General features: G+C 38.1%; 22 protein-coding genes. 8 read left to right on the top strand and 14 right to left on the bottom strand.

Translation table 11 applies throughout. The annotated features are described in order from the left end of the window. Positions 1–10: 10 nt before the first annotated feature. Positions 11–1261, top strand: a complete 1251-nt coding sequence (locus tag BS34_RS0101550; RefSeq protein WP_106379957.1) for a peptidoglycan DD-metalloendopeptidase family protein — start codon at positions 11–13, stop codon at positions 1259–1261. After that, entirely contained in the window at positions 1262–2398 is a 1137-nt protein-coding gene (locus tag BS34_RS0101545) for an anhydro-N-acetylmuramic acid kinase (protein WP_029406797.1), read from the top strand. Positions 2399–2557: 159 nt separating this feature from the next. Here BS34_RS0101545 and BS34_RS0101540 read toward each other — a convergent pair whose 3' ends face one another. The 7 genes from BS34_RS0101540 to BS34_RS12085 all read right to left on the bottom strand — a co-directional run bounded on the left by BS34_RS0101540 (position 2558) and on the right by BS34_RS12085 (position 9355). Next, positions 2558–3736 carry a citrate synthase gene (locus BS34_RS0101540; protein WP_029406796.1) on the bottom strand — a complete coding sequence of 393 codons (1179 nt, stop codon included), beginning with the start codon at positions 3734–3736 and terminating at the stop codon, positions 2558–2560. A gap of 207 nt (positions 3737–3943) precedes the next feature. After that, entirely contained in the window at positions 3944–4285 is a 342-nt protein-coding gene (erpA, locus tag BS34_RS0101535) for an iron-sulfur cluster insertion protein ErpA (RefSeq protein ID WP_029406795.1), read from the bottom strand. Positions 4286–4429: 144 nt separating this feature from the next. Beyond that, the gene (gene argC, locus BS34_RS0101530) at positions 4430–5473 is read right to left on the bottom strand and encodes an N-acetyl-gamma-glutamyl-phosphate reductase (protein ID WP_029406794.1); all 1044 of its coding nucleotides are present in this window, start codon (positions 5471–5473) and stop codon (positions 4430–4432) included. A gap of 654 nt (positions 5474–6127) precedes the next feature. Continuing rightward, complete coding sequence (locus BS34_RS0101525) at positions 6128–7021, bottom strand: cation diffusion facilitator family transporter (protein WP_029406793.1); 894 nt, start codon at positions 7019–7021, stop codon at positions 6128–6130. 92 nt (positions 7022–7113) lie between these two features. After that, positions 7114–8106 carry a GGDEF domain-containing protein gene (locus BS34_RS0101520; RefSeq protein WP_029406792.1) on the bottom strand — a complete coding sequence of 331 codons (993 nt, stop codon included), beginning with the start codon at positions 8104–8106 and terminating at the stop codon, positions 7114–7116. Positions 8107–8341: 235 nt separating this feature from the next. Continuing rightward, positions 8342–8623: a hypothetical protein gene (locus BS34_RS0101515; protein ID WP_029406791.1), complete on the bottom strand. Its 282-nt coding sequence runs from the start codon at positions 8621–8623 to the stop codon at positions 8342–8344. Positions 8624–8722: 99 nt separating this feature from the next. After that, positions 8723–9355 (bottom strand): glutathione S-transferase, encoded by a 633-nt coding sequence (locus tag BS34_RS12085; protein ID WP_255327155.1) that lies wholly within the window; start codon positions 9353–9355, stop codon positions 8723–8725. A 258-nt stretch (positions 9356–9613) separates the two neighbouring features. On the opposite strand from BS34_RS12085, the gene BS34_RS0101505 reads away from it, so the two are divergent. After that, positions 9614–10768, top strand: a complete 1155-nt coding sequence (locus tag BS34_RS0101505) for an IS4 family transposase (RefSeq protein ID WP_051640610.1) — start codon at positions 9614–9616, stop codon at positions 10766–10768. 309 nt (positions 10769–11077) lie between these two features. Here BS34_RS0101505 and groL read toward each other — a convergent pair whose 3' ends face one another. From groL to rplU, 6 genes are all read right to left on the bottom strand, one after another. Further along, on the bottom strand, positions 11078–12712 hold the full coding sequence (gene groL, locus BS34_RS0101500; RefSeq protein WP_029406790.1) for a chaperonin GroEL: 1635 nt from the start codon (positions 12710–12712) through the stop codon (positions 11078–11080). A gap of 61 nt (positions 12713–12773) precedes the next feature. After that, positions 12774–13064, bottom strand: a complete 291-nt coding sequence (locus BS34_RS0101495; RefSeq protein WP_029406789.1) for a co-chaperone GroES — start codon at positions 13062–13064, stop codon at positions 12774–12776. Between the two features lie 240 nt (positions 13065–13304). Further along, on the bottom strand, positions 13305–14429 hold the full coding sequence (proB, locus tag BS34_RS0101490; protein WP_029406788.1) for a glutamate 5-kinase: 1125 nt from the start codon (positions 14427–14429) through the stop codon (positions 13305–13307). Between the two features lie 56 nt (positions 14430–14485). Further along, entirely contained in the window at positions 14486–15556 is a 1071-nt protein-coding gene (cgtA, locus tag BS34_RS0101485; protein WP_029406787.1) for an Obg family GTPase CgtA, read from the bottom strand. 321 nt (positions 15557–15877) lie between these two features. Next, positions 15878–16135 (bottom strand): 50S ribosomal protein L27, encoded by a 258-nt coding sequence (gene rpmA, locus BS34_RS0101480; RefSeq protein ID WP_029406786.1) that lies wholly within the window; start codon positions 16133–16135, stop codon positions 15878–15880. Between the two features lie 66 nt (positions 16136–16201). Continuing rightward, on the bottom strand, positions 16202–16516 hold the full coding sequence (gene rplU, locus BS34_RS0101475) for a 50S ribosomal protein L21 (protein ID WP_029406785.1): 315 nt from the start codon (positions 16514–16516) through the stop codon (positions 16202–16204). A gap of 405 nt (positions 16517–16921) precedes the next feature. On the opposite strand from rplU, the gene BS34_RS0101470 reads away from it, so the two are divergent. Beyond that, the gene (locus BS34_RS0101470; protein ID WP_029406784.1) at positions 16922–17887 is read left to right on the top strand and encodes a polyprenyl synthetase family protein; all 966 of its coding nucleotides are present in this window, start codon (positions 16922–16924) and stop codon (positions 17885–17887) included. Between the two features lie 276 nt (positions 17888–18163). On the opposite strand, the gene BS34_RS0101465 is transcribed toward BS34_RS0101470, so the two are convergent. Continuing rightward, complete coding sequence (locus BS34_RS0101465; protein ID WP_029406783.1) at positions 18164–18781, bottom strand: hypothetical protein; 618 nt, start codon at positions 18779–18781, stop codon at positions 18164–18166. A 290-nt stretch (positions 18782–19071) separates the two neighbouring features. Here BS34_RS0101465 and BS34_RS0101460 point away from each other — a divergent pair, with 290 nt between their 5' ends. From BS34_RS0101460 to ectB, 4 genes are all read left to right on the top strand, one after another. Then, on the top strand, positions 19072–20307 hold the full coding sequence (locus tag BS34_RS0101460; RefSeq protein WP_051640623.1) for a patatin-like phospholipase family protein: 1236 nt from the start codon (positions 19072–19074) through the stop codon (positions 20305–20307). A 124-nt stretch (positions 20308–20431) separates the two neighbouring features. Continuing rightward, complete coding sequence (locus BS34_RS0101455; RefSeq protein WP_051640610.1) at positions 20432–21586, top strand: IS4 family transposase; 1155 nt, start codon at positions 20432–20434, stop codon at positions 21584–21586. Between the two features lie 469 nt (positions 21587–22055). After that, a complete protein-coding gene (ectA, locus tag BS34_RS0101450) occupies positions 22056–22586 on the top strand; it encodes a diaminobutyrate acetyltransferase (protein ID WP_029406781.1) in 531 nt (176 codons plus the stop codon). Positions 22587–22603: 17 nt separating this feature from the next. After that, entirely contained in the window at positions 22604–23866 is a 1263-nt protein-coding gene (ectB, locus tag BS34_RS0101445; RefSeq protein ID WP_029406780.1) for a diaminobutyrate--2-oxoglutarate transaminase, read from the top strand.

Raw genomic sequence — 23866 nt, 5'->3', positions numbered from 1 at the left:
GATTCTTAGCATGAGCTTAGCCCCTCTCTCTGCTCTAGCAAACGCGCCTCTAAAAACAATCACGCTTCCACTACCTGAAATTAATAAGGGTTTCGACAAGAAAACAACAGATGAGGCAACCGCGGAGGCAAAAGATCAATCAAAAGAAATTAACTGGCAAGAACATACCGTAAAGATTGGTAAAAATGATTCATTAAGCACCGCTTTATACAGAGTAAACATCAATGCTTCTACGACCTACCACCTAGGGCACTTAAAAAACAGTAACTTAATTACCAACTTACGAGTCGGTGACAAGTTAAAAATTTGGGTGGATAAACACGACAAATTACAAAGAATTCTCTATCCAAAAAGCAAAACTCTGGCCTATGAAGTTATAAAAACCGACAACGGCTATCAAATTCATGAGAAGAAAGCTAAGGTTGAAATTAGAACAGAGACCGCTTTTGCAACGATTAACGGCCCTTTTTATCTAGCCGCTAAACGAGCTGGGTTAAGTGCAAAAAGCATTATGCAAATCGCTGACATGTTTGCCTGGGATATTGATTTTATTCGTCAGCTTCGCAAGGGCGACACACTGAAAGTAATCTACGAAACCCGTTACCTTAATGGTGAGTACCTAGGTGATGGAGATATTCTGGCCGCGCAAATCACCACAAATAAAGGTCAAAATGTTCACAATGCGTTTATCTTACGTAAAAATAAAGAAGTCATCGGCTTTTACGATGACAAAGGCCACAACCTTAAAAAAGCTTTTTTAAGAGCGCCGGTGGATTATGTTCGTATTACCTCTAAATTTACACCAAGACGTTTTCATCCTATCTTAAAAAAATGGCGATCTCATCGCGGCGTTGATTATGGTGGACCCTTAAATACCCCTATTCATGTAACAGGTAACGGTAAAATTGTTGCTCGTGGTAAAGCCCGCGGTTATGGAAATTACATCAAAGTACAACATGCAGGGAAATACCTAACCGTCTATGGTCACCTTAATAAGTTTGGTAAATATAGAAGAGGTCAATTTGTTAAACAAGGTGATGTCATTGGTTATATGGGGCAAACAGGTTTAGCAACCGGAGTGCATTTACACTATGAATTCCGTATTAACGGTAAACATGTTGACCCATTAAAAGTGAAATTTCCCGCTGCCGGTCCAGTTCCTAAAAAATATAGAAATGAATTTAAGAAAAAAAGTCATTTCTTTCTTACCCAGCTTAACCGCCTAGACGCACCTACTCAAATTGTTAGGAATTTTGAATAGATGTCGCAAAACCACTACTTCATTGGCTTAATGTCCGGCACCAGTGCCGACGGAGTAGATGCGGCGTTAATAACTACTGCACAACAAAAAATTCAACTAATCGATTTTATCTCCATCCCCTTATCCCCTGACCTTAAGATGGCGTTAATTGAGCTTAACCTAAAGCCTAATATTGCATTAAAACAACTATGTGAACTCGAAAAGCAGGTAGCAGATGTTTTTTGCAAGGCAACTAAAAAACTTCTTTTAAAAAACGATATTAATCCAATCGATGTTACCGCAATTGGAAGTCATGGACAAACCATCTATCATGCGCCCGAAGTGCCCATGTCATTACAAATAGGACACCCTGCTTTTATTGCCAAATCTACCGGCATTACTACTGCAGCCGACTTTAGAGTGGATGACATGGCTTTAGGAGGTCAAGGCGCTCCATTTGCCCCCGCCTTTCACCAGGCTGTGTTTGAAGAAGCCCAACCATGTTTTGTGGTTAATATTGGTGGCATTGCTAACATTAGCTATCTACCTGGAAAAATCCGTCATGAAAAGGTTGTTGGATGGGATACCGGGCCAGGTAACGCTTTGATGGATGAAACTTGTCAGAGAGAACTAAATATACCGTATGATCCTTGTGGAGAAAATGCTCGTAAAGGCACTGTAAATACTAATCTATTAAAACATCTATTAGACCACGCTTATTTTTCTAAAACGCATCCAAAAAGCACAGGTAGAGAGACCTTTCACTACCAATGGATTGAAGAGATTCTTAATGAAAATAAGCTCAAATTATCCAGTGTGGATATGCTGGCAACCTTATGTGAATTAACGGCTCAAAGCATTGCAGAACAAATTCACTCTATTCCGCGGTCAAAAGAACTAGAGTCGCAATCAATCGTGCCTAATATTTGGATTGTTGGGGGTGGAGCTTATAATCTTTTTTTACTAGAAAGGTTACAACACCATTTACCCGATTATAAAGTGCTTAGTTCTAAACAAGCTAAAATTAACCCAAATGCTGTTGAAGCGATGATGTGTGGCTGGTTAGCTAAACAAAGAATTGAAAATAGAACGGTTGCGCTATCTGCTGTAACCGGTGCGACAAGAGATGCGGTTTTAGGTGGTATTTGGCACCCTTAAATACCCTATAGACTTTTGCAAGAGTCGATGAAGAGAGTTAATGAATAAAAGTTAATGAACAAAACCACCAAAAACGAAAAAAGCCCAGGAAATTAACTGAGCTTTTTCATTTCTAGTTATTTTTAGTAGATATTAGCAAATATTAGAAAACAAGGTACTTTATAATAATTCGTTGTCACCTTGACCCCGCTTTTCAAGCGGAATATAACACGACTTGCCTGAACCTTTATAAACCTGAGTAGGTCTAAATATTTTGTTGTTCTGCAACTGCTCACGCCAATGCGCCATCCAGCCTGCAGAACGAGCTACCGCAAATATCGGGGTAAATAGACCTGGATCAAAACCAATTTCTTTGTAAAGAATCCCTGAGTAAAAATCAACATTTGGATACACGCCTTTATGACCTAAAAGCTCTTCACAAACTTTTTCTACTTCCATTGCGGTATCAAACGATTTACTCAATTCTCCAGCATTAGACTTTTTAAGCAATAACTCTGTTGAAAGCTTTTGCAAAATATTCGCACGTGGATCTTTTGTTTTATACTCTCGATGCCCCATTCCCCAAATAACCTTTTTATTCGCTAAACGCTCTTCAACATAAGCTCTGGCATTTTCAGGAGAACCAATTTCATCTAACATTTCTATCACTTTTTGGTTAGCGCCTCCATGCAAAGGGCCAGACAATGAAGCTATTGCCGATGAAATAACCGAACAAGGATTAGCTAAAGTTGACCCGGTAACCATCGTAGTAAAAGTCGAAGCATTAATAGTATGTTCAGCATGTAAAATTAAAATGGCATCTAAGATACGAGCCCAATCTTTATCTGGCTCTTCACCGGTTAACATGTATAAAAAGTTTTCTGCGTAATTAAGATCTTTACGAGGTTCAATGGGATCGTAACCATTACGAATATGCTCCCAATTGGCTACCAAAGTACCCATATGAGCAATAATTTTTACCGTTACACTGTTTATATAGTCTTGGTTTTCAAAGCCACCTTTCATATATTCAGTACTTGGATAAAAGCTTGCCAAACTTGCTACAACCACTTGCAACATGTGCATTGGATGGGTTGTTGAAGGCAAGTTTTTCATAATCTCACGAATATTATATTTAATACGACGGTTATCTCTAAGCAACTTATCAAAACGTTCAAGTTCATCCGCTGTAGGTAAATCACCAAACAGAAGCAATAACGTAGTCTCTTCAAAAGAAGAAAATTCTGCTAATTCTTGAATATCATATCCACGATAGGTCAATAAACCCTTTTGGCCGTCGATATAAGAGATTTTAGATTCTGTGGCTGGAACACCTGCCAGACCGGGAATATACTGCATAGATTGCCCTAAAAATAATATGCTCTAAAATAATACACTCTAAAAGCATTTTAGAGCATTAAGAGAAATACAAGAAACCTTTGCACAAGTCGATAAATGGTTAAAAAAAGCCGTAATTCTCTATCTTAAATTTTAAGAATTCTTTCACTTTTTTCTTACATTCCCAACTCGTGCAAAAGTCTCTAAAAGTTTATAACAGTGCTAACTTTAAACACTAAACGATGAACCACACCCGCATGTTGTCGTTGCATTTGGGTTTTCTATTACAAAGCGCGCACCTTGAAGATCTTCTAAATAATCAATTTTAGCGCCTACCAAATATTGAAAGCTCATTGAGTCTACTAATAAAGTAACATTACCTTTCGTCACAACGGTGTCGTCATCAGCTTGAGTTTCGTCAAAGGTAAACCCATAAGAAAAACCAGAGCAACCTCCGCCTGTAATATAAACTCTTAACTTTAAGTTTGGATTTTGTTCATCTTCTATTAACCCGCTTACCTTATCAGCTGCTGCTTCGGTAAAATCTAGTGGTTTTGGAATATCAGACATTTCTGTTTCCTTTTATATTTTTATAGTTTTGAGCTTCACAAGCATTGTTAAGCGACCTTAATCATTAGGGTTGCTCCTTACTAACTCAAAAAATGTAGCCAAAAAATTATTATAACAAAAAAAGTATAGAGACTATTTGTAGGTTTATGGCAATAAGGCGACTTGGTTTAAGCCAGCATCTTCATCTAAATTAAACATAATATTCATATTTTGAATCGCTTGCCCGGCTGCACCTTTAACCAAGTTATCAATAACAGACGTTACCACAACCACATCACCCCCTGTTGGACGGTAAACCGCCATACGACACATATTTGAGCCTTTCACCAAACGTGTATCCGGCTGACTATTCGCTGGCATGACATCTACAAAAGGTTCTTCGCCGTATGTATTTTCAAATAGGTTTTGTAGTTCTTGCTGAGAAATATTTTTGTTTAATTTTCCGTATAACGTTGCTTCAATGCCACGAATGGTTGGTAAAAGGTGCGGTACAAAGGTCAAATTGACTTTAGCATCCGCCATAAGGTTTAACCCTTGTGCAATTTCAGGAAGATGACGGTGACCATTAATACCATACGCTTTAAAACCTTCACAGGTTTCAGCCGCTAAAGTGCCTACATTTGCACCACGACCCGCTCCACTAACCCCAGACTTAGCATCCGCAATTAAGTGGTCAATATCGATTAGGCCCGCTTTTAATAAAGGCTGAAAGCCAAGTTGAACCGCTGTTGGATAGCACCCTGGATTTGCCACCACACGGGCAGTCTTAATTTTTTCACGGAAAAGCTCAGGCAAACCATAGACCACTTCATCCATAATCGATGGGCACGCATGAGGCATTCCATACCAGTCCTCCCAAACATTCAAATCATTAATTCTAAAATCTGCTGCCAAATCAATAACCTTAACACCTGCCTCAACAAGCTCGGGCGTCATACTCATTGCCACACCATGAGGTGTTGCAAAAAATACAATATCGCAAGATTTTAGTACTTCAAGACTTGGTTCTGAAAAAGCTAAATCGTAAAAACCACGTAAATTAGGAAACATCTCAGCAACCGGCATACCAGCTTCGCTACGCGAAGTAATCGCTACAACCTCTGTATTTGGGTGGTTTGCCAACAAACGAAGCAACTCTACACCGGTATAACCTGTTCCACCTACAATTCCTACTTTTACTTCTGACATTTGATTTCCTAATTACGCTTTAGCTAGATATGGCTATTTTACAAGCATCCAGCAATTGAATAAAACTTTTGACAACTATAATCACATTAATTTGAATTTTTTTAGGATGAAATCATTCTTATAATGATAAGGAGCTTTTACGAGTAAAGCGGGTACCAAAGATGTGACCAAATTAAGGAAAAATATTTTATTGCAGAAGTTTACCAGCCTCTGTGCTATCTGATTAAACAAACCTTTTAACCACGAAGACACGAAAGCACGAAGGTTTCTAATAGAGACCTTTGCACGAGAGTATGCACGAGTAAAAATGGTTAAAATCCACCTGATTTTTGTTGAAAACCTTGTGAATAGCTAGCTATTCCCTGCGTTTTGCGCCGCAATCAGGCAAATTTTCCCTCATTTTTCTTTCGCACCTATCTCGTGCAAAGGTCTCTAATACTAATACCAACTTAAATTTAACGAATAACCAAACTAAACGTAATAAATTAATCGCTGTTAAACTTTACAAATACAGAGCTTATAGAAATAACTTAAGATCGTTAGGCTATGATTTTCTAATCACTTTTATTTGTTTTTTTAACCTTCGTGCCTCTGTGTCTTCGTGGTTAATTTTTAAAATACTGGATAATCAATCACAAAATACGGATACCCAAATTATTTTTGTACGATTTCTTTATTATCACACCGGTTGTACTCACATTGAAATGTAGTGTGAGTAATATCAAATGCTTCCGCTAAAGTTAGCTCTAACCGTTCAATAACTTCGGTTGCTTCTTGAAGTGTAATATTTTCATTAAAATCTAAGTGCGCTTCTAAATGTATTCGATGGTCATCGAGTTTCCATACATGAATATGATGTACATTATCAATTTTTGATTCTTGAACAACGGTATTAACGATTGAATCTAACTCAATCTCTTTTGGAGTAAACTGCATCAGTATCGCTGAACTTTCTTTTACTAACCCAAAAGAAGCCCAAATTAAATATACGGCTATGATGACTGAAACCAGTGGATCAACCCAAAATATTTCAAAATAGTACATAAGTAAGCCACCAACAACAACGGCAATACTTGTCATGACATCCGTTAATAGATGTAAATAAGCGGCTTTGATATTCATATTGTCATGAGCATCGCTTTTTACAAGCAGAACACTTGCCGCATTAAGCAAAATACTTAGCAAACCAAGAGCAATGACCCATACAGAATTAATAGGCTCTGGATGATAAAACTTATGAAAAGCTTCAATAATTAAAAAGATACCAATGCCGATAAGTACCGATGCATTAAAAAGTGCCGCAATAATCTCCGCACGCTTGTAGCCAAAGGTTTTCTCTTTTGTATTATCTTTGGCAGCAAGCCTATTTGCCACATAGGCAATACCGAGTGCTAGTACATCACTAAAATTGTGCAAAGCATCACTTAACAGGGCAAGAGACCCTGAAATAATTCCCCCGATAATTTGCGATAGAGTAATAATGATATTTAAAATAATCGTGATAAAAAGATTTTTACCACTCACATTATGGTGATGATGTTCAGACATTTGTACTCCTGGTTGATTTACATAACTTTAAAAGAGTATTTAACTCAATATTAAAGAAGGTTAAGTGATGGGTTATCTAGGACAGCCCCTATTTATATTTTAAACGCTTTCTTCTGCTCATACATTTTAAAATCTGCTCGTTTTAAGATCTCATCCACACTTTGAATATGATTATCTAATACAACCGAACCAATACTCGGTATACATTTTAATGATTGATTAATACCAGCCAAATCATAATTAGCATTAAGTTTAACTTCAAAACGCTTCAATGCATCTTCTATTGCACCCTGAATCTCTTCAGGAGAACTCCCTAGATTTTTTAATAAAACCACAAACTCATCACCACCTAACCTTGCTACCACATCGTGATGCCTGGTAAGCTGCTTTAGCCTTTTTGCAAATTCTATTAATAAGGCATCGCCAACATCATGGCCGTAACTATCGTTAACCTCTTTAAAACCGTTTAAATCCATATAGAGTATCACACTAAAGCACTTAAAATCATGCGCTTCTTGAATCGCAAAAGAAAGCTCTTGATTTAATTTTCGTCGGTTAACTAAACCTGTTAAAGCATCATGAAGAGATTGATGAGATAGTTTGGATAATAACGTACCTCGCCTATTTTCATAATGTAACCCTAACCAAGTCACTGCTGCCCAGAACACAAATAAAACCAAAAAGATAATCGCCATATCAAGCTGACGCTCATGTTTAAAGTTATTCATCACTTTTGCATTTTCAATGACGACGACCTTCCATTTTGTGTAGTCTACAAATGAGGTTGCACCTATTCGGCTAATCTCACCAGCGTTTAATTTTATAGGCCGTTTTAACTCTTCTCTTACCGCACTTGATGTTACCTCAATTAAATCAGGAATATCTTTACGCACTAAGAAAACAGGGTGTTCAGAAATAATGTGTTCTTTAAGTATTTGACTGAGAATAGGAGCCTTAAAACTCATGAATAAGACTAATTTTTGTCCTTGCATAAAAGCAGGAATCATCATGTCGAAATGGTAAGCACCATTTTTAGCATGAATATAGGGTTCGTAATCAAAATAGGGCACGTCTGGTTTAAACATCTTTGCAAGTTTAGAAATATCCGACTGACAGATATTAGAGATAAATAGATCAATATCTCCCCCTATTTGCTCACCGTTTTCATCTGCAATTGAAATGCGAGTTAATGAAAAAAACAGGGGTCTGTTTTCAGGTCTAAGTCATTTAAAATAAAGGGATTTTAGGTAAATATTTAAAATGAGTTTTAAAAGTTTGTAAGAAAATGCATACATACTAGGAAAATACAGCTTAAGACGATTATGCATTGCTTCTTGAATAGACTCTATCTGTTGAAATGATGACAAACTTCTTAACCAAGTTACATCTAAGCTTACTGCCGTCATTTGGTTTCGATAGAGATTGATCTGTTTTTTTATAATCTTTAGCCGATTGGTAGGCTTGCTGCTCTATTAGAGTCTGCTGCAACTCGGAAAATTGCTCTACTTCCGCTGTGTATCGCTGCCACAGCAAAAATGTTAGGAGAATTAAAACGCCCAACATAATAAAAATAAACAATGATTTAGAACGGATATACTCCACCTAATCCTCCTAATTAGATCAAGTGATTACTCGTTTATTTACCTTGCCATATATATTGTTATTAAGCCAATATAAAAACAGGGGGTTATTTTCGGAATTTTAGCTTTGTTCTGCCTTAGCAACAAATTGATTTTTAAATAAAATTTCGGGTTCATCAACCAATAATGGTTGATGCTTAGCGTTCCAAACAGGACGATTTTTCATAATGGCTTGAAAGTAGCTCAAAGCTAAATTCTGTTCTAGCCAACGCCTAACAAAAATAAACTCTGATTGCGTAAACCAAGCTTTATCCACATTAGCAAACTGGCGAACAAATGGAAATAAGGCGATATCTGCCATGGATAGCTTATTATTAATTAACGCAAATCCAGAATTCTCAGAAACTAATTCTTGGTTTACCTTAAGCTGTTGTTCTATGGTATTTAAAAACTCACAACCCTGTTCTCGATACTCATCTTGTGAAAACTCAGGAAAACGGTCTGCATATTTATAATGATCTAAATGCGTTTTAAATTTGTTATCACAAGCATCAATCCATGCATTTAATTCAGCTTGTTTTTCTGCATTATCATCAAACAACCAGGCCTGGTTAGCTTGTTTATTTTGCTTTAACGCCCAAAGCATAATATCTCGACTTTCATCAATGACCTTTCCACCAGGTAAAATTAAAACCGGAACCGTTCCTTTAGGTGAAACCAACAACATCTGTTCTGGCTTCTCCCAAAAAACAATTTCTCTTTAATCAACCTGTACCCCAGAAAAAGCAATTGCCATTCGAGCACGCATAGCATAAGGACAACGACGATAAGAATATAAAACAGGGTGTTTTTCCATAATGGCTATCTTTTTTGGATAAAAACCAATTCAAGTTACCAGGCCTGGCACTAGTGTCCGGAATAAATATTAAAAGCCTTGACAAAAAAGCCGTAACTCCTAGGATAGAAGTATTTCCACCACGAAATAGACTTCAAAAACAATGAGATTACGGCTATGTTTAACTCTACCCGATTTGCCCAATTTTTAAAACCCATTCGTACCACTTTTCAATCACTTGTTCATCAATATCAAACCGACAAACACGCCAAAGGGTTTAGTAGCTGGAATCAATTAGTCGCGATGATGTACGCACAACTTAGTGGCACTAAATCATTACGCCAGTTGGTTGAAGGGTTTAACGCCCAATCCTCTCACCACTACCACTTAGGCGTAAAAGAGCTGAAACGCAGCACATTATCTGAAGCAAACCGTAAACGCTCTGCTGATGTCTATCAAGCACTTTGCCAACAACTCATGGCTGGTGTGAATCGACAATTACGAAAAGAACTCCACGCTTTTACCTATCTAATAGACTCTTCTCCAATTCAACTGCTCGGTAAAGGTTTTGACTGGGCAGTACAAGGTTCTCGAGTCACAGGCTTTAAGCTGCATATGCAACTAGAACTATCCAACCAAGTCCCTGTTTGTTTTGAAATCACACAGGCCAATATTCCTGATATTACTCAAGCACGAGAGTGGAATTTAGAACCAGGTTCAACCTATGTGATGGATAAAGGGTACTTAGACTACCTCTGGTGGAAAAAGCTCAATGACCAAAAAATCCAGCTGGTCTGTCGTTTGAAAAAAAGAGCGGCAATTACCGTCATACAATCCTACGAACTCGATGAAAAAGCCCCTCATATTCTTGAAGACCAATGCATTGAGTTTAGTGGTTCAAGCCAGAAAAAACGTCTTGGTCAATTCCAGATGCGCCGTGTTGTTGTCAAACGTGACGATAATAAAGGTGAATTGGTATTGATTACCAATGACTTCGAGCGTTCAGCTCAAGAGATTGCCCATCTATACAAGCAACGCTGGCAAATTGAATTATTTTTTAAATGGATTAAACAACACCTCAAAATCAAAAGCTTCATTGGCCAAAACAGTAATGCTGTTCGTATCCAAGTGCTATCAGCCCTTATTGTGTATCTATTGATTAAGCTTGAACAGATGAAAAATAAGTCAGCAGAACCGTTGAGAGTAACGTTTTGGCGGCTTGCTCATGGGTTGTTTGAAAGACCTATTCAGCAGAGTGAATACTTTAGGCGAAAACAACAACGGGAAGAGTTTAAGAAATACCAACTTCCGCTATGGGAGGCTGGTATATGAATTGTGGTACTGAAATATTATTCCGGACACTAGTGCCAGGCCTGGTAACTTGAATCAATTCTAAATTTTAAGGGTTTAAATACTAAAAAAGCCCGAATTTAACATGTAAATTCGAGCTTTAAATCAAAAATGAAAACTTTTGAGTTAAGCGGTATAAATTTTTGAGTTGAGAAGAACCGTTTTGCGTTAGCTTCAAGGCGATAATTTAAACCGAAGCGCAGTGGACATTATGTCCATTTACGTCCATGAACATCGAAAGTAAATTATCAACGCAGAAGATGGCGTAAAAATGGGCTTCTCAACCAAAAATTACATCATGCCGCCCATTCCACCCATACCACCAGCTGCCGCATCCGCTGCTGCACCATCATCTGATGGTAAATCAGCAATGGCTGCACCGGTTGTTAGGACTAAACCAGCAACAGAGGCTGCGTTTTGTAGTGCAGAACGCGTTACTTTAGCAGGGTCAATAATCCCTGATTCGATCATATCTACGTATTCTTCTTTAGACGCATCAAAACCAAAGTTTCCTTCACCTTCCATTACTTTATTGACAATAACAGAACCTTCTAAACCGCAGTTAGCCGCAATTTGACGCATTGGCTCTTGCATTGCACGTAATGCAATTTGAATACCTACGTTTTGGTCATCGTTTTCACCTTGAACTTCTACTTTAGATAAAGCACGAACCAAAGCAACACCACCACCAGCAACAATACCTTCTTGCACCGCTGCACGAGTAGCGTGAAGAGCATCGTCAACACGATCTTTTTTCTCTTTCATTTCCATTTCAGTTGCTGCACCTAATTTAAGTACCGCAACACCACCAGAAAGTTTTGCTAAACGCTCATTCAATTTTTCAGAATCGTATTCAGAAGTTGTGGTCGCAATTTGCGATTTAATTTGTGCGCAACGACCTTCAATATCGTCTTTTGAACCTGCACCATCAATTAATTTAGTTGTATCTTTACCAACAACAGCAGACTTAGTTTCACCTAGCATATCTAAAGTGACTGACTCTAATGATAGACCGACTTCTTCAGAGATTACTGTTCCACCCGTTAAGATAGCCATGTCTTGAATCATCGCTTTACGACGTTCACCAAAGCCAGGCGCTTTAACAGCAGAAACTTTAACGATTCCGCGCATATTATTGATAACTAATGTTGCTAGAGCTTCACCGTCAACATCTTCAGCAATAATTAATAGTGGACGACCTGTTTTAGAAACCGCTTCTAAGGTTGGTAGTAAATCACGAATGTTTGAGATTTTTTTATCATAAAGAAGTACAAATGGATTTTCTAACTCAGCAACCATTTTTTCTTGGTTTGTGACAAAGTAAGGCGATAAATAACCACGGTCAAATTCCATACCTTCTACTACAACAAGTTCATCCTGCAGTGAAGAACCTTCTTCTACAGTGATAACACCTTCAGTTGAAACTCGTTCCATTGCTTCCGCAATCATTGCTCCTACTGCTTCATCAGAGTTTGCAGAGATAGTACCTACCTGAGCAATCGATTCAGAAGTAGTACATGGCTGAGCAATCTCTTTTATTTCTGCAACCACGGCTGAAACCGCTTTATGAATACCACGGTTTAAATCCATTGGGTTCATACCCGCTGCAACTGATTTCATTCCTTCACGAACAATAGACTGCGCAAGAACGGTTGCCGTTGTTGTACCGTCACCAGCGACATCGTTGGTTTGAGAAGAAACTTCTTTAACCATCTGTGCACCCATATTCATAAACTTATCTTCAAGTTCAATCTCACGTGCAACAGTTACACCATCTTTAGTCACTAAAGGTGAACCAAAAGATCTTTCTAAAACAACATTACGACCTTTAGGTCCTAAAGTAACTTTAACTGCATCTGCAAGAATGTTAATACCTTCAACCATTTTCTCACGTGCATCTATACCAAATCTGACGTCTTTTGCCATCTTACTAATTCCTTAATTCTGTTTGAATATTTAATCTAAATATCTTTGACTATCAGTATGATTAGTCAATAATCGCAATAATATCGTCTTCACGCATGATCATCACAGGCTGACCTGCATCATCTTTTACTTCTTGACCAGAATACTGACCGAACATCACTTTATCGCCAACGCTAACCGTCATTGCAATAATAGTCCCTGCATCAGATGCCTTACCAGGACCTACAGCAATCACTTCGCCCATATTTTGCTGTTCTTGCGCTGAACCAGGAAGAATAATTCCCCCTGCAGATTCTTTTTGCTCTTCTACACGACGAATAACAACGCGATCTTGTAATGGCTTAATGTTCATAGGTTTCTCCTAAAAGTTTAATAATGTTGATAATAGCGCAAACTTTAAAGCGACTTTATCTTGACTTGTTTAGTAAAAATTAAAGCAGCATATTTCTAAATTAGCACTCTTATAACGAGAGTGCTAATAATTTTAGCTATCTATCGGCTTGTGTCAACAAATATAAGGGCGAATCTTTACAATTCAAGAAGATAAAGAAAAAAAGATTAAAAAGAGAACAGAAAAGACAAGGTTTGAGCTTTATTCGCACAAAACCATATTATCGCGATGAATTAAGGATTCATCTTCAATAAAACCCAGAATGGATTCAATCGCTTGACTAGGGTGTCCCGCAATTTGATTGGCTTCTATAAAGGAGTAGTTGATTAAACCTCTTGCCACTTCATGACCTGATTCATCATAACAAACCACCATCTCGCCACGCTGAAAATTACCGCGCATAGACTTTACACCAATAGGCAATAAACTCTTACCAGAAGAACGTAAAACTTTAACTGCACCCTCATCCAAAACAAGCGTGCCTTTAGCTTGCAAATGACCTGCTAACCATTGCTGACGAGCGGTTAAAGGTTCTAAATCTGGAACCAATAACGTCCCCTCTGAATCCCCATTAAACAATCTTGGTAAAACATTATCTGCATGACCGGAAGCAATTAACGTCGCTGTTCCTGAACGTGCTGCACGCTTAGCAGCCATGACCTTAGTGTACATACCACCTTTACCTAAAGCCCCACCTTCTGGACTTGCCATCGCTTCAATATCTTTACGACTCACTTGTGCTTCAGAGATAAGTTCTGCCTTTGGGTTTTCGCGAGGGTTATCGTTGTAAAGTCCTTTTTGATCAGTCAAAATAACCAAAACATCTGCAGAGATAAGGTTAGCCGTTAAAGCTGCCAGCGTATCATTATCACCAAAACGAATCTCATCCGTTACAACGGTATCGTTTTCATTAATAATCGGCACAACACCATATTCTAAAAGAGTTTCAATGGCATTTTTAACATTCAAATAACGCTTACGATTAGATAAATCATCATGCGTCATTAATATTTGAGCAGAGTGAATATCAAACCTTGAAAATTTAGATTCGTAAGCCTGAATCAAACCCATTTGACCAACTGAAGCTGCGGCTTGTAGCTCATTTAATAACTTTGGACGAGTCTCCCAGCCAAGTCTTTTCATGCCTTCGGCAACTGAGCCTGACGAAACCAGCACAACCTCAACGCCCTGTTTTTTTAACTCAACCATTTGCTCGACCCAGCGAGCTAATGCTTCACGATTTAATCCTTTACCATCGTTAGTTAATAAGGCACTCCCTATCTTAACTACCCAACGTTTGGTTGTTTTTAAATCAGATCGTTGCATCTTGTTTTAAGCACCCTGTAAAAGACGGTTTATGAAATTTATAAAATAGTTTAATGTTAAAAATCAAAGTCTTCGTCGACTTGCGCACGAACCGGAGCTTCTTCTTCCTGAGCTTCAATACGGTTTTGGTTAAGTTTGTAAGCAATATCATTAACTAACTTTTGAGTACCATCACGCTGAACGGCGGAGATTTGATAAACTTCACCTTGCCATTGGGTTTCTTCAACAATACGCTGACAAAGCTCATCGATTTCTTCAGCTGGTAATAAATCGGTTTTATTTAACACTAACCAGCGCTCTTTGCCAGAAAGTTCTTCACTGTATTTTTCTAGCTCTTTTTGAATAACCTTAATGTCTTCAACGGGATCTGAACCATCAATCGGCGCAATATCCACAACATGTAATAACAAACCTGTGCGCGATAGATGTTTTAAAAATTGAATTCCCAGGCCTGCACCTTCCGCAGCCCCTTCAATTAGACCGGGAATATCAGCAATAACAAAACTCGTTTCAGGAGAGACTGCAACCACACCTAGATTAGGGTATAGCGTGGTAAAAGGATAGTTAGCAACTTTAGGTCGAGCCGCAGAAACAGAGGTAATTAAACTCGATTTACCCGCATTTGGCATACCTAATAGACCTACATCAGCCAATACTTTAAGTTCTAAACGTAATTCACGTTCTTCACCATCTTCACCGGGAGTACATTGTCGTGGTGTACGGTTTTTACTGCTTTTAAAGTGAATATTTCCTAAACCGTGCAACCCACCTTCTGCAACCATTAATTTAAAACCATGCTCAGTTAAATCACCAATCACTTGATCTGCATTGACATCATAAACCGTTGTTCCCACAGGAACCGTTATAACCAAGTCTTCACCAGCACAACCTGTTTTTTGCTGACCCATACCGCCCTGGCCATTTTGTGCCTTGTAGTGTTTGGTAAAACGAAAATCTACCAGTGTATTTAAGTTGCGGTCAGCCAGTAGATAAACACTACCGCCATCACCACCGTCACCACCGTTTGGGCCACCAAAAGGAATGTATTTTTCTCGGCGAAAGCTCACCACTCCGTTTCCGCCACGGCCTGCTTCTACGTGAATTTTAGCTTCATCTACAAATTGCATGAATGCACCTTTCCTTTGGATTACCACACAGTGTTGTGAGGTTTTGTTTTTTTTGATTTTATAACCTGACTAGTTAGAACACTTAATTCATCTCTAAATTCAGTATTTTAGAAGCCAATAATCAGTTTATAAAATCATTTTTAATGACTAACACAGTCGTGTATAGACATCTCTTTTATGAAAAATATTTTAGCAAAGCTTTATTAAAAAAGCTTTTATTGATGTCGACTTTAAGTCTCAAATCACAAGCTAATCATTTTTCTTTTACATACAAAAACGCCCCGTCTAAGCGGGGCGTTTTATTAACAATTGAAACTGAAATTATTCAGATACGATTGTTACGTAAGTACGTACAGGCTTACCTTTAGAAACGAATGCTACTGCACCGTCTGCTTTCGCAAATAAGGTATCGTCTTTACCGCGACCAACGTTTTCACCAGGGTGGAATTTAGTTCCACGCTGACGAACAATGATGCTACCAGCAGAAACTTGCTGACCACCAAATGCTTTCACACCTAGTCGCTTGGCATTAGAATCGCGACCGTTTTTAGTACTACCTGCTGCCTTCTTATGAGCCATGGTATAGTCCTTTTTTTAACAGTGTTACCCCCTATTAAGAAGTAACAGCCGTTTTTGATTCAAATATTAAGCTGAAATCTTACCGATTTTAACTTCAGTGAAGTTTTGGCGGTGGCCTTGCTTAGTCTTAGAGCGGTTCTTACGACGACGGAACTTGATGATAGTTACTTTCTTGCCACGACCGTTTGATTCAACAGTTGCTGCAACTTTTGCACCTTCAACAACAGGAGTACCGATTTTAACATCAGCGCCTTCACCTACCATCAATACTTCGTCAAATTCAATTGCATCACCTGCTTCTGCATTTAGTGATTCAATACGTAGTACTTGACCTTCACGAACTCTATACTGCTTACCACCGGTTTTAATAACTGCGTACATTCTATATCTCCCGGATATCTAAATTCTTTTTAATAAGCCGCTAATTTAGCGAAGGCGGAATTATATAGTTTTTTAGACTTAAGGTCAACGTAAGAGCAAAATAATTTATAAATATTTTTAACTTACCAGGCCTGGTAAGGCTTTCAGGTAAAATGCCTACCTGCATTTTACATAAAAAACCAATAAGAGTTTGAAACTATTAAATTAATTTTGACGTTATTTATTCATTTTTTTAGGTAAATCACCTGGTTTTTTTGATTAAAAAATCTAGAGATTAGCCCTTGTTTCGCGATTGATTTGGTTAAGAACTTAACTCTTGAAAGTCTAGCACTAGCTTCAACTTACTATTCATACTAAAATAAGCGTCTTTTATTAAAACTGGAAGGCTTCTTGCCTATCACCATCATGACACTATCTGAAATTCGTGCCTTAATTCAAGATGATATTCAAGCTGTTGATCAACTAATCTTAAATAGACTCTCATCAGATGTTGTCCTCATTAATCAAATTGGCCATTATATTATTAACAGTGGTGGCAAGAGATTGCGCCCATTACTGGTTTTATTAAGTGCGCGTGCATGTGGTTACAACGGGACAAACCATCAATTAATGGCTGCAGTCATTGAATTTATTCATACTTCAACCTTATTACACGATGATGTAGTAGATGAATCTGACACTCGCCGTGGTAACAAAACGGCAAATGAAGTATGGGGCAATGCCGCTAGTGTGCTGGTAGGCGATTTTCTCTACTCTCGTTCATTTGAAATGATGGTTGAGCCAGGTGAAATAAAAATTATGCAAGTCATGTCTGAGGCAACAAACGTGATTGCTGAAGGTGAAGTATTACAACTTTTAAACTGCCATGATTCGGATACGACCAAAGAACGTTATATGGAAGTTATTCATCGTAAAACTGCCAAACTTTTTGAAGCCGCCACTCAAATGGGCCCCATCTTGGCCAATAAACCTGAGCTTGAAGACGCTTTTGTGGCCTATGGTAAACATTTGGGTGCAGCCTTTCAGCTAATTGATGACGCTCTTGACTACACGGCTAATGAAGAAGAGTTAGGTAAAAACATTGGTGATGACTTAGCAGAAGGCAAACCCACTCTTCCGTTAATCTATGTACTTGAGAATGGCAGCGAGGATGAAAAAGCTATTATTCGCCGAGCAATTGAAAGCGAAGGCATCAACTTATTAGATGAAGTCACTGCTATCATTAAAAACTCTGGTGCAATAACCTTTACCCAAGAAATTGCTCAAAAAGAAGCCCAACTTGCTAAAACGGCAATAGAGGATTTAGCGGCAAGTGATTTAAAAACCGCCTTATGTTCTTTAGCTGACCTAGCGGTTAATCGCTCACACTAAGCTTTGTATGCTATTTACAATCACTACAGCAACCTACAAAAAAGCCCTGATTTAAACAGGGTTTTTTGTTTCAGGGTGTTACTCACCTTTAATTCACTACGTTTTTAATTCACTATGAGACCTTTGCACGAGATAGGTACGAAAGAAAAATGAGTGAAAATTTGCCTGATTGAGGCGGAAAACGCAGGGAATAGCTAGCTATTCGCAAGTTTTTCAACAAAAATCAGGTGAATTTTAACCATTTTTACTCGTGCATACTCTCGTGCAAAGGTCTCACTACGTTGCGTGAATTTTTCTTACTTTGTTACCCGTTTGATGTTTTGCTAAAGCTCTTTGAATCTCTTCCTCCTCTTGCCTTGCAGCCGCTTCAGCAATTTGCTCTTCAAGCTCTAACTTTTGTTCTTCAAGAAAACGTTTATATAAATCTAAGTTATTTAACTTAGTTTTATCCCAGTCAACTCGACGAATTAACCAGCGAACCATAAAACGAATAACATGACATTGCTGTTTACCAACATATAAAACTTCAGCCTTAGGTCGATAACCATGCAATCGCTCTACAACAATCGCTTGCATATCGTTATCCGGCCTTATTCTAAGAAAACCACTATTATTTTCATCAAAACTCGTACTGTAATAAAGTCTCACAACCCTATTCATACTAAAAATGGCTTTAGATAAAATCGTAGACTCATGCTTACCATTTAACCCAACAGTATGTATAAAAATATTCTGAGTCATGATTTGTCTAAAAAACCCCTCAACCTTATCAAACTCAACTTCTTGTTTGGAAAAGGCTTCGGCTTTAATCGCTTGTTGAATTTGCTCATAACGTTTTTCTAAACGTTTAAAAAAATACCTTACAGCAGGAGCAACCGGCTTGTTATTTCTCATCCTAGGATACCTCTAAGTAAGGTATCGACCAAAACGCAAATTAATGAAGCATTAAATTAAAATTAATGACATTTTTTACAAAACGACTTTCTAACAAAAACTACACGCATAAAAGTCATGATAAGATGTAAAAAACTTTTACCAGGCTAAATATTTTGCAACTTTTTACCGCTTTAAAACTAACCTTTATTTCCCTACTTTTTTTTATAATCGCAGGGTGCTCATCCATTGGCGTAATAAGTAACGACAAATACAAAAAAAACTTAACCCCCTCCCAGCATGAATACTCAATGAGTTCGGTTATTCAAAACAAACCACAAGGGGATATTGCATTAGTTTTAACTTTTTCAGGAGGTGGAACTCGAGCTGCCGCTTTGGCTTATGGCGTGTTGCAAGAGCTAAATGAAACAACGATTCGTTTACAACACAAAAACCTCTCTCTTCTTGATGAGGTCGATATTATTAGCTCTGTTTCCGGAGGAAGTTTTATTGCAGCTTACTATGGTTTAAAAGGTAAACGAACGTTTGATGACTTTGAAAAAGTCATGCTAAAGCAGGACATTGAGTATCAATTAATTAGCGGCTTACTCAACCCTTTTCAATGGTTTGGTAGCACCGGACGCACCGAGATGGCTGTGCAACTCTATAATCAATCTATCTTTAAAGGTGCAACATTTTCCGATTTAAATAAACCAAATAGACCTTTAATACTCATTAATGCCACAGATTTAAGCAATGGAGTTCGCTTCTCTTTTACACAGGATTACTTTGACCTAATCTGCTCAAACATTAATGATTTTCCTTTAGCAAAAGCGGTTACCGCCTCTTCTGCTGTGCCAGTTGTTTTTAATCCTGTTGTTCTCAAAAACTACTACCCCTGCAATAATAACGTTAACCAAAGGCTTAAAAAATTAGCTAATATCTCTAAAACTAATTATGAACTCCAGCAGACCATTAGCGGCTTAAAAAGTTACACCAATACGGTTTATCCCTACCTACATTTAGTAGACGGTGGGATTAGTGATAATTTAGGGTTAAGAGCGATTTATGAAGCGATTGAACTTTCTGGTGGGGCCAACGCTTTTATGAAAAAAGTGGGTAAACATAATGTGAAACACATTGCGGTAATTGCTGTAGACGCATCAACCCAATCCACTAAATCAATACGATTAACCAACGAAAGCCCAAGTATTCAGCAAAGCATGGATGCGGTGACTGACATTCAAATTCATCGCTACAATATTGCTACACTGCAATTGTTTGAAAAAAGCTTAGAAAAATGGGGTAAAGAACTTTCTACAGCCACTCAAAAGGTCGTGCCTCATTTTATTAAACTCAACTTCGACCAACTTCCCAGTAATGAAGAACGAGCGGAATTCAACCTCATTCCAACCAGCTTAACGCTTACTGAACCAGAAATTACCAAATTAATTAAAGCGGGACGCTCACTGCTTAAAAATAACTTACAGTTTCAACTATTATTGCAAGTTTTAGACAATGACCAAACAGCCAATAAGGCTCAATAAAAGTTACCAGGCCTGGCACTAGTGTCCGGAATAAATATTAAAAGCCTTGACAAAAAAGCCGTAACTCCTAGGATAGAAGTATTTCCACCACGAAATAGACTTCAAAAACAATGAGATTACGGCTATGTTTAACTCTACCCGATTTGCCCAATTTTTAAAACCCATTCGTACCACTTTTCAATCACTTGTTCATCAATATCAAACCGACAAACACGCCAAAGGGTTTAGTAGCTGGAATCAATTAGTCGCGATGATGTACGCACAACTTAGTGGCACTAAATCATTACGCCAGTTGGTTGAAGGGTTTAACGCCCAATCCTCTCACCACTACCACTTAGGCGTAAAAGAGCTGAAACGCAGCACATTATCTGAAGCAAACCGTAAACGCTCTGCTGATGTCTATCAAGCACTTTGCCAACAACTCATGGCTGGTGTGAATCGACAATTACGAAAAGAACTCCACGCTTTTACCTATCTAATAGACTCTTCTCCAATTCAACTGCTCGGTAAAGGTTTTGACTGGGCAGTACAAGGTTCTCGAGTCACAGGCTTTAAGCTGCATATGCAACTAGAACTATCCAACCAAGTCCCTGTTTGTTTTGAAATCACACAGGCCAATATTCCTGATATTACTCAAGCACGAGAGTGGAATTTAGAACCAGGTTCAACCTATGTGATGGATAAAGGGTACTTAGACTACCTCTGGTGGAAAAAGCTCAATGACCAAAAAATCCAGCTGGTCTGTCGTTTGAAAAAAAGAGCGGCAATTACCGTCATACAATCCTACGAACTCGATGAAAAAGCCCCTCATATTCTTGAAGACCAATGCATTGAGTTTAGTGGTTCAAGCCAGAAAAAACGTCTTGGTCAATTCCAGATGCGCCGTGTTGTTGTCAAACGTGACGATAATAAAGGTGAATTGGTATTGATTACCAATGACTTCGAGCGTTCAGCTCAAGAGATTGCCCATCTATACAAGCAACGCTGGCAAATTGAATTATTTTTTAAATGGATTAAACAACACCTCAAAATCAAAAGCTTCATTGGCCAAAACAGTAATGCTGTTCGTATCCAAGTGCTATCAGCCCTTATTGTGTATCTATTGATTAAGCTTGAACAGATGAAAAATAAGTCAGCAGAACCGTTGAGAGTAACGTTTTGGCGGCTTGCTCATGGGTTGTTTGAAAGACCTATTCAGCAGAGTGAATACTTTAGGCGAAAACAACAACGGGAAGAGTTTAAGAAATACCAACTTCCGCTATGGGAGGCTGGTATATGAATTGTGGTACTGAAATATTATTCCGGACACTAGTGCCAGGCCTGGTACTTGTCATAGCTATACCACTTGTACAGAACGCTTCACAAATCCATAAACTCTTCCAATCACCTTCAGCCTAATTTACAAGCATCTGAAAAGTCTAGGCCTTGAAATATAACTCTAGTTTGTTATCATATAAAAGAATTTATAAATCCATTGGATTAAATATCTTAAATTTAATTGTATTAAATACAATTTCTTTTGCGTTTAGGCGCCCTCTTACTCTAGACCGATTTAGGTCAAGTCTAATCCAGAGGATACGTCCCGAGGAATCAATCGTATGGTACGAATTTTTTACTAGGTCTCTTTGCACCCTTAAAAAAGCACTGAACACCATATCTTACAATCCATTTTTGTTAATACTTAACGCTATAACGAACTTGCGATTGGTTGATTTAATCAACACACCCTATAAATATAAATACATACCATGGACCCTGATAATAAAAACTTAATTACATTTAGAAAGCCCACTATTAATGATGGCGCTGAAATATACGAACTTATTAAAGAATCCCCACCTCTAGACTTAAACTCTAGCTATCTCTATTTTTTACAAGCAACCCACTTTGCAGATACTTGTGTGCTTGCTGTGCAAAATGAGGAAGTCATCGGCTTTATTTCCGCCTACTTCCGTCCAGATGAAAAAGACAGCCTATTTGTTTGGCAAGTAGCCGTTGCTGAAAAGGCCAGAGGCCAAGGTTTAGGCAGACAACTACTCTATCACTTGGTTAAAAACCAAGAACGTAGACCGACTGTAACTGAGATTTGTTGCACGATAAGTCCATCCAACAAAGCATCACAAAACCTGTTTAAAAGTTTTGCTGAGCAATACCGTTTAACGGTGAGTGTTGAAAATTTTCTTGAAGAAAAGCACTTTGGAGACTTAGGGCATGAAGCAGAAGAACTTTATAGCTTACGTGCTCCTTACAACCAAAACTTAATCAATACCCTATTTTAAAATAAAAGGAGACAAAGATGTCTTTATCAATTTTCAATGAATACGAATCTGAAGTACGAGGTTATGTACGTTCTTTTCCAACAGTGTTTAGCACAGCTAAAATGGCTGAAATCTGGGATGAAGGTGGCAAGCGATATATCGATTTCTTTGCAGGAGCTGGCGCATTAAACTACGGTCACAATAATGAGGTTATTAATAACGCCGTTATCGAATATTTACAAAATAATGGTATCAGTCACGCCTTAGATATGGCTACCGTTGCCAAGCGTGACTTTATAGAAACCTTTGTGAATATCATTCTAAAACCTCGTGAATTAGATTATAAATTACAATTTGTAGGACCTACTGGCACTAACGCAATTGAAACTGCTCTTAAAATCGCACGTAAAGTAAAAGGCCGTAAACAAGTTATGTCTTTTACCAATGGTTTCCATGGCATGTCGATGGGATCTTTAAGCATTACCGGTAACAGTTATTATCATGATGACAACTACGGTGTACCTGGTTATACCTACCAAGTACCATTTCACAACTACCTAGGCGACAAAGTCGATACGATGGCTTACCTACGTAAAATTATTGAAGATGACTCTTCTGGAACAGAACTCCCTGCGGCAATTGTTTTAGAAACAATTCAAGCTGAAGGAGGGATTAACGTAGCGGGAGAAGAATGGCTACAGTCCCTACGTAAAATCTGTGATGATTTCGATATCTTAATGATTGTTGATGATATTCAAGTTGGCAACGGTCGCTCTGGTGAGTTTTTTAGTTTTGAACGTGCAGGTGTTGTACCTGATATTGTCACCCTATCCAAATCAATTGGTGCGGGTCATCCAATGTCTTTAGTTTTAATGAAACCAGAACTAGACAAATGGAGTCCTGGCGAGCATTCTGGAACTTTCCGTGGAAACAACCTGGCCTTTGTTGCACAAACCGCCGCACTTAAAAAATATTGGGCAGATGATGAACTGGTTAAGCAAACCAAAGCTAAATCTAAAATTGTTCAAAAACGTATGGAAGAGATTGCTCTAGCCTTTCCAAACCTAATTCGTGAAATTCGTGGCCACGGTTTTATTTGGGGTATGGAGTTTAAAAAACCAGAACTAACATCGGCTATTTGTTCAACCGCTTTTGATAATGGATTGGTCATTGAAACCGCTGGAGCCGATAGCGAAGTAATTAAGTTCCTAGGGCCATTAGTTATTTCTGAAGAATTAATTAATGAAGGCTTTGATATTCTTCAAAATGCGATTAAAAAAGTAATTACACAGGAAGTATAA

The organism is Thiomicrorhabdus sp. Milos-T2 (genome assembly GCF_000702325.1).
GTDB lineage: Bacteria > Pseudomonadota > Gammaproteobacteria > Thiomicrospirales > Thiomicrospiraceae > Thiomicrorhabdus.
The sequence above is the reverse complement of the archived record's forward strand: the minus strand, read 5'-3'. Positions and strand labels throughout refer to the sequence as shown.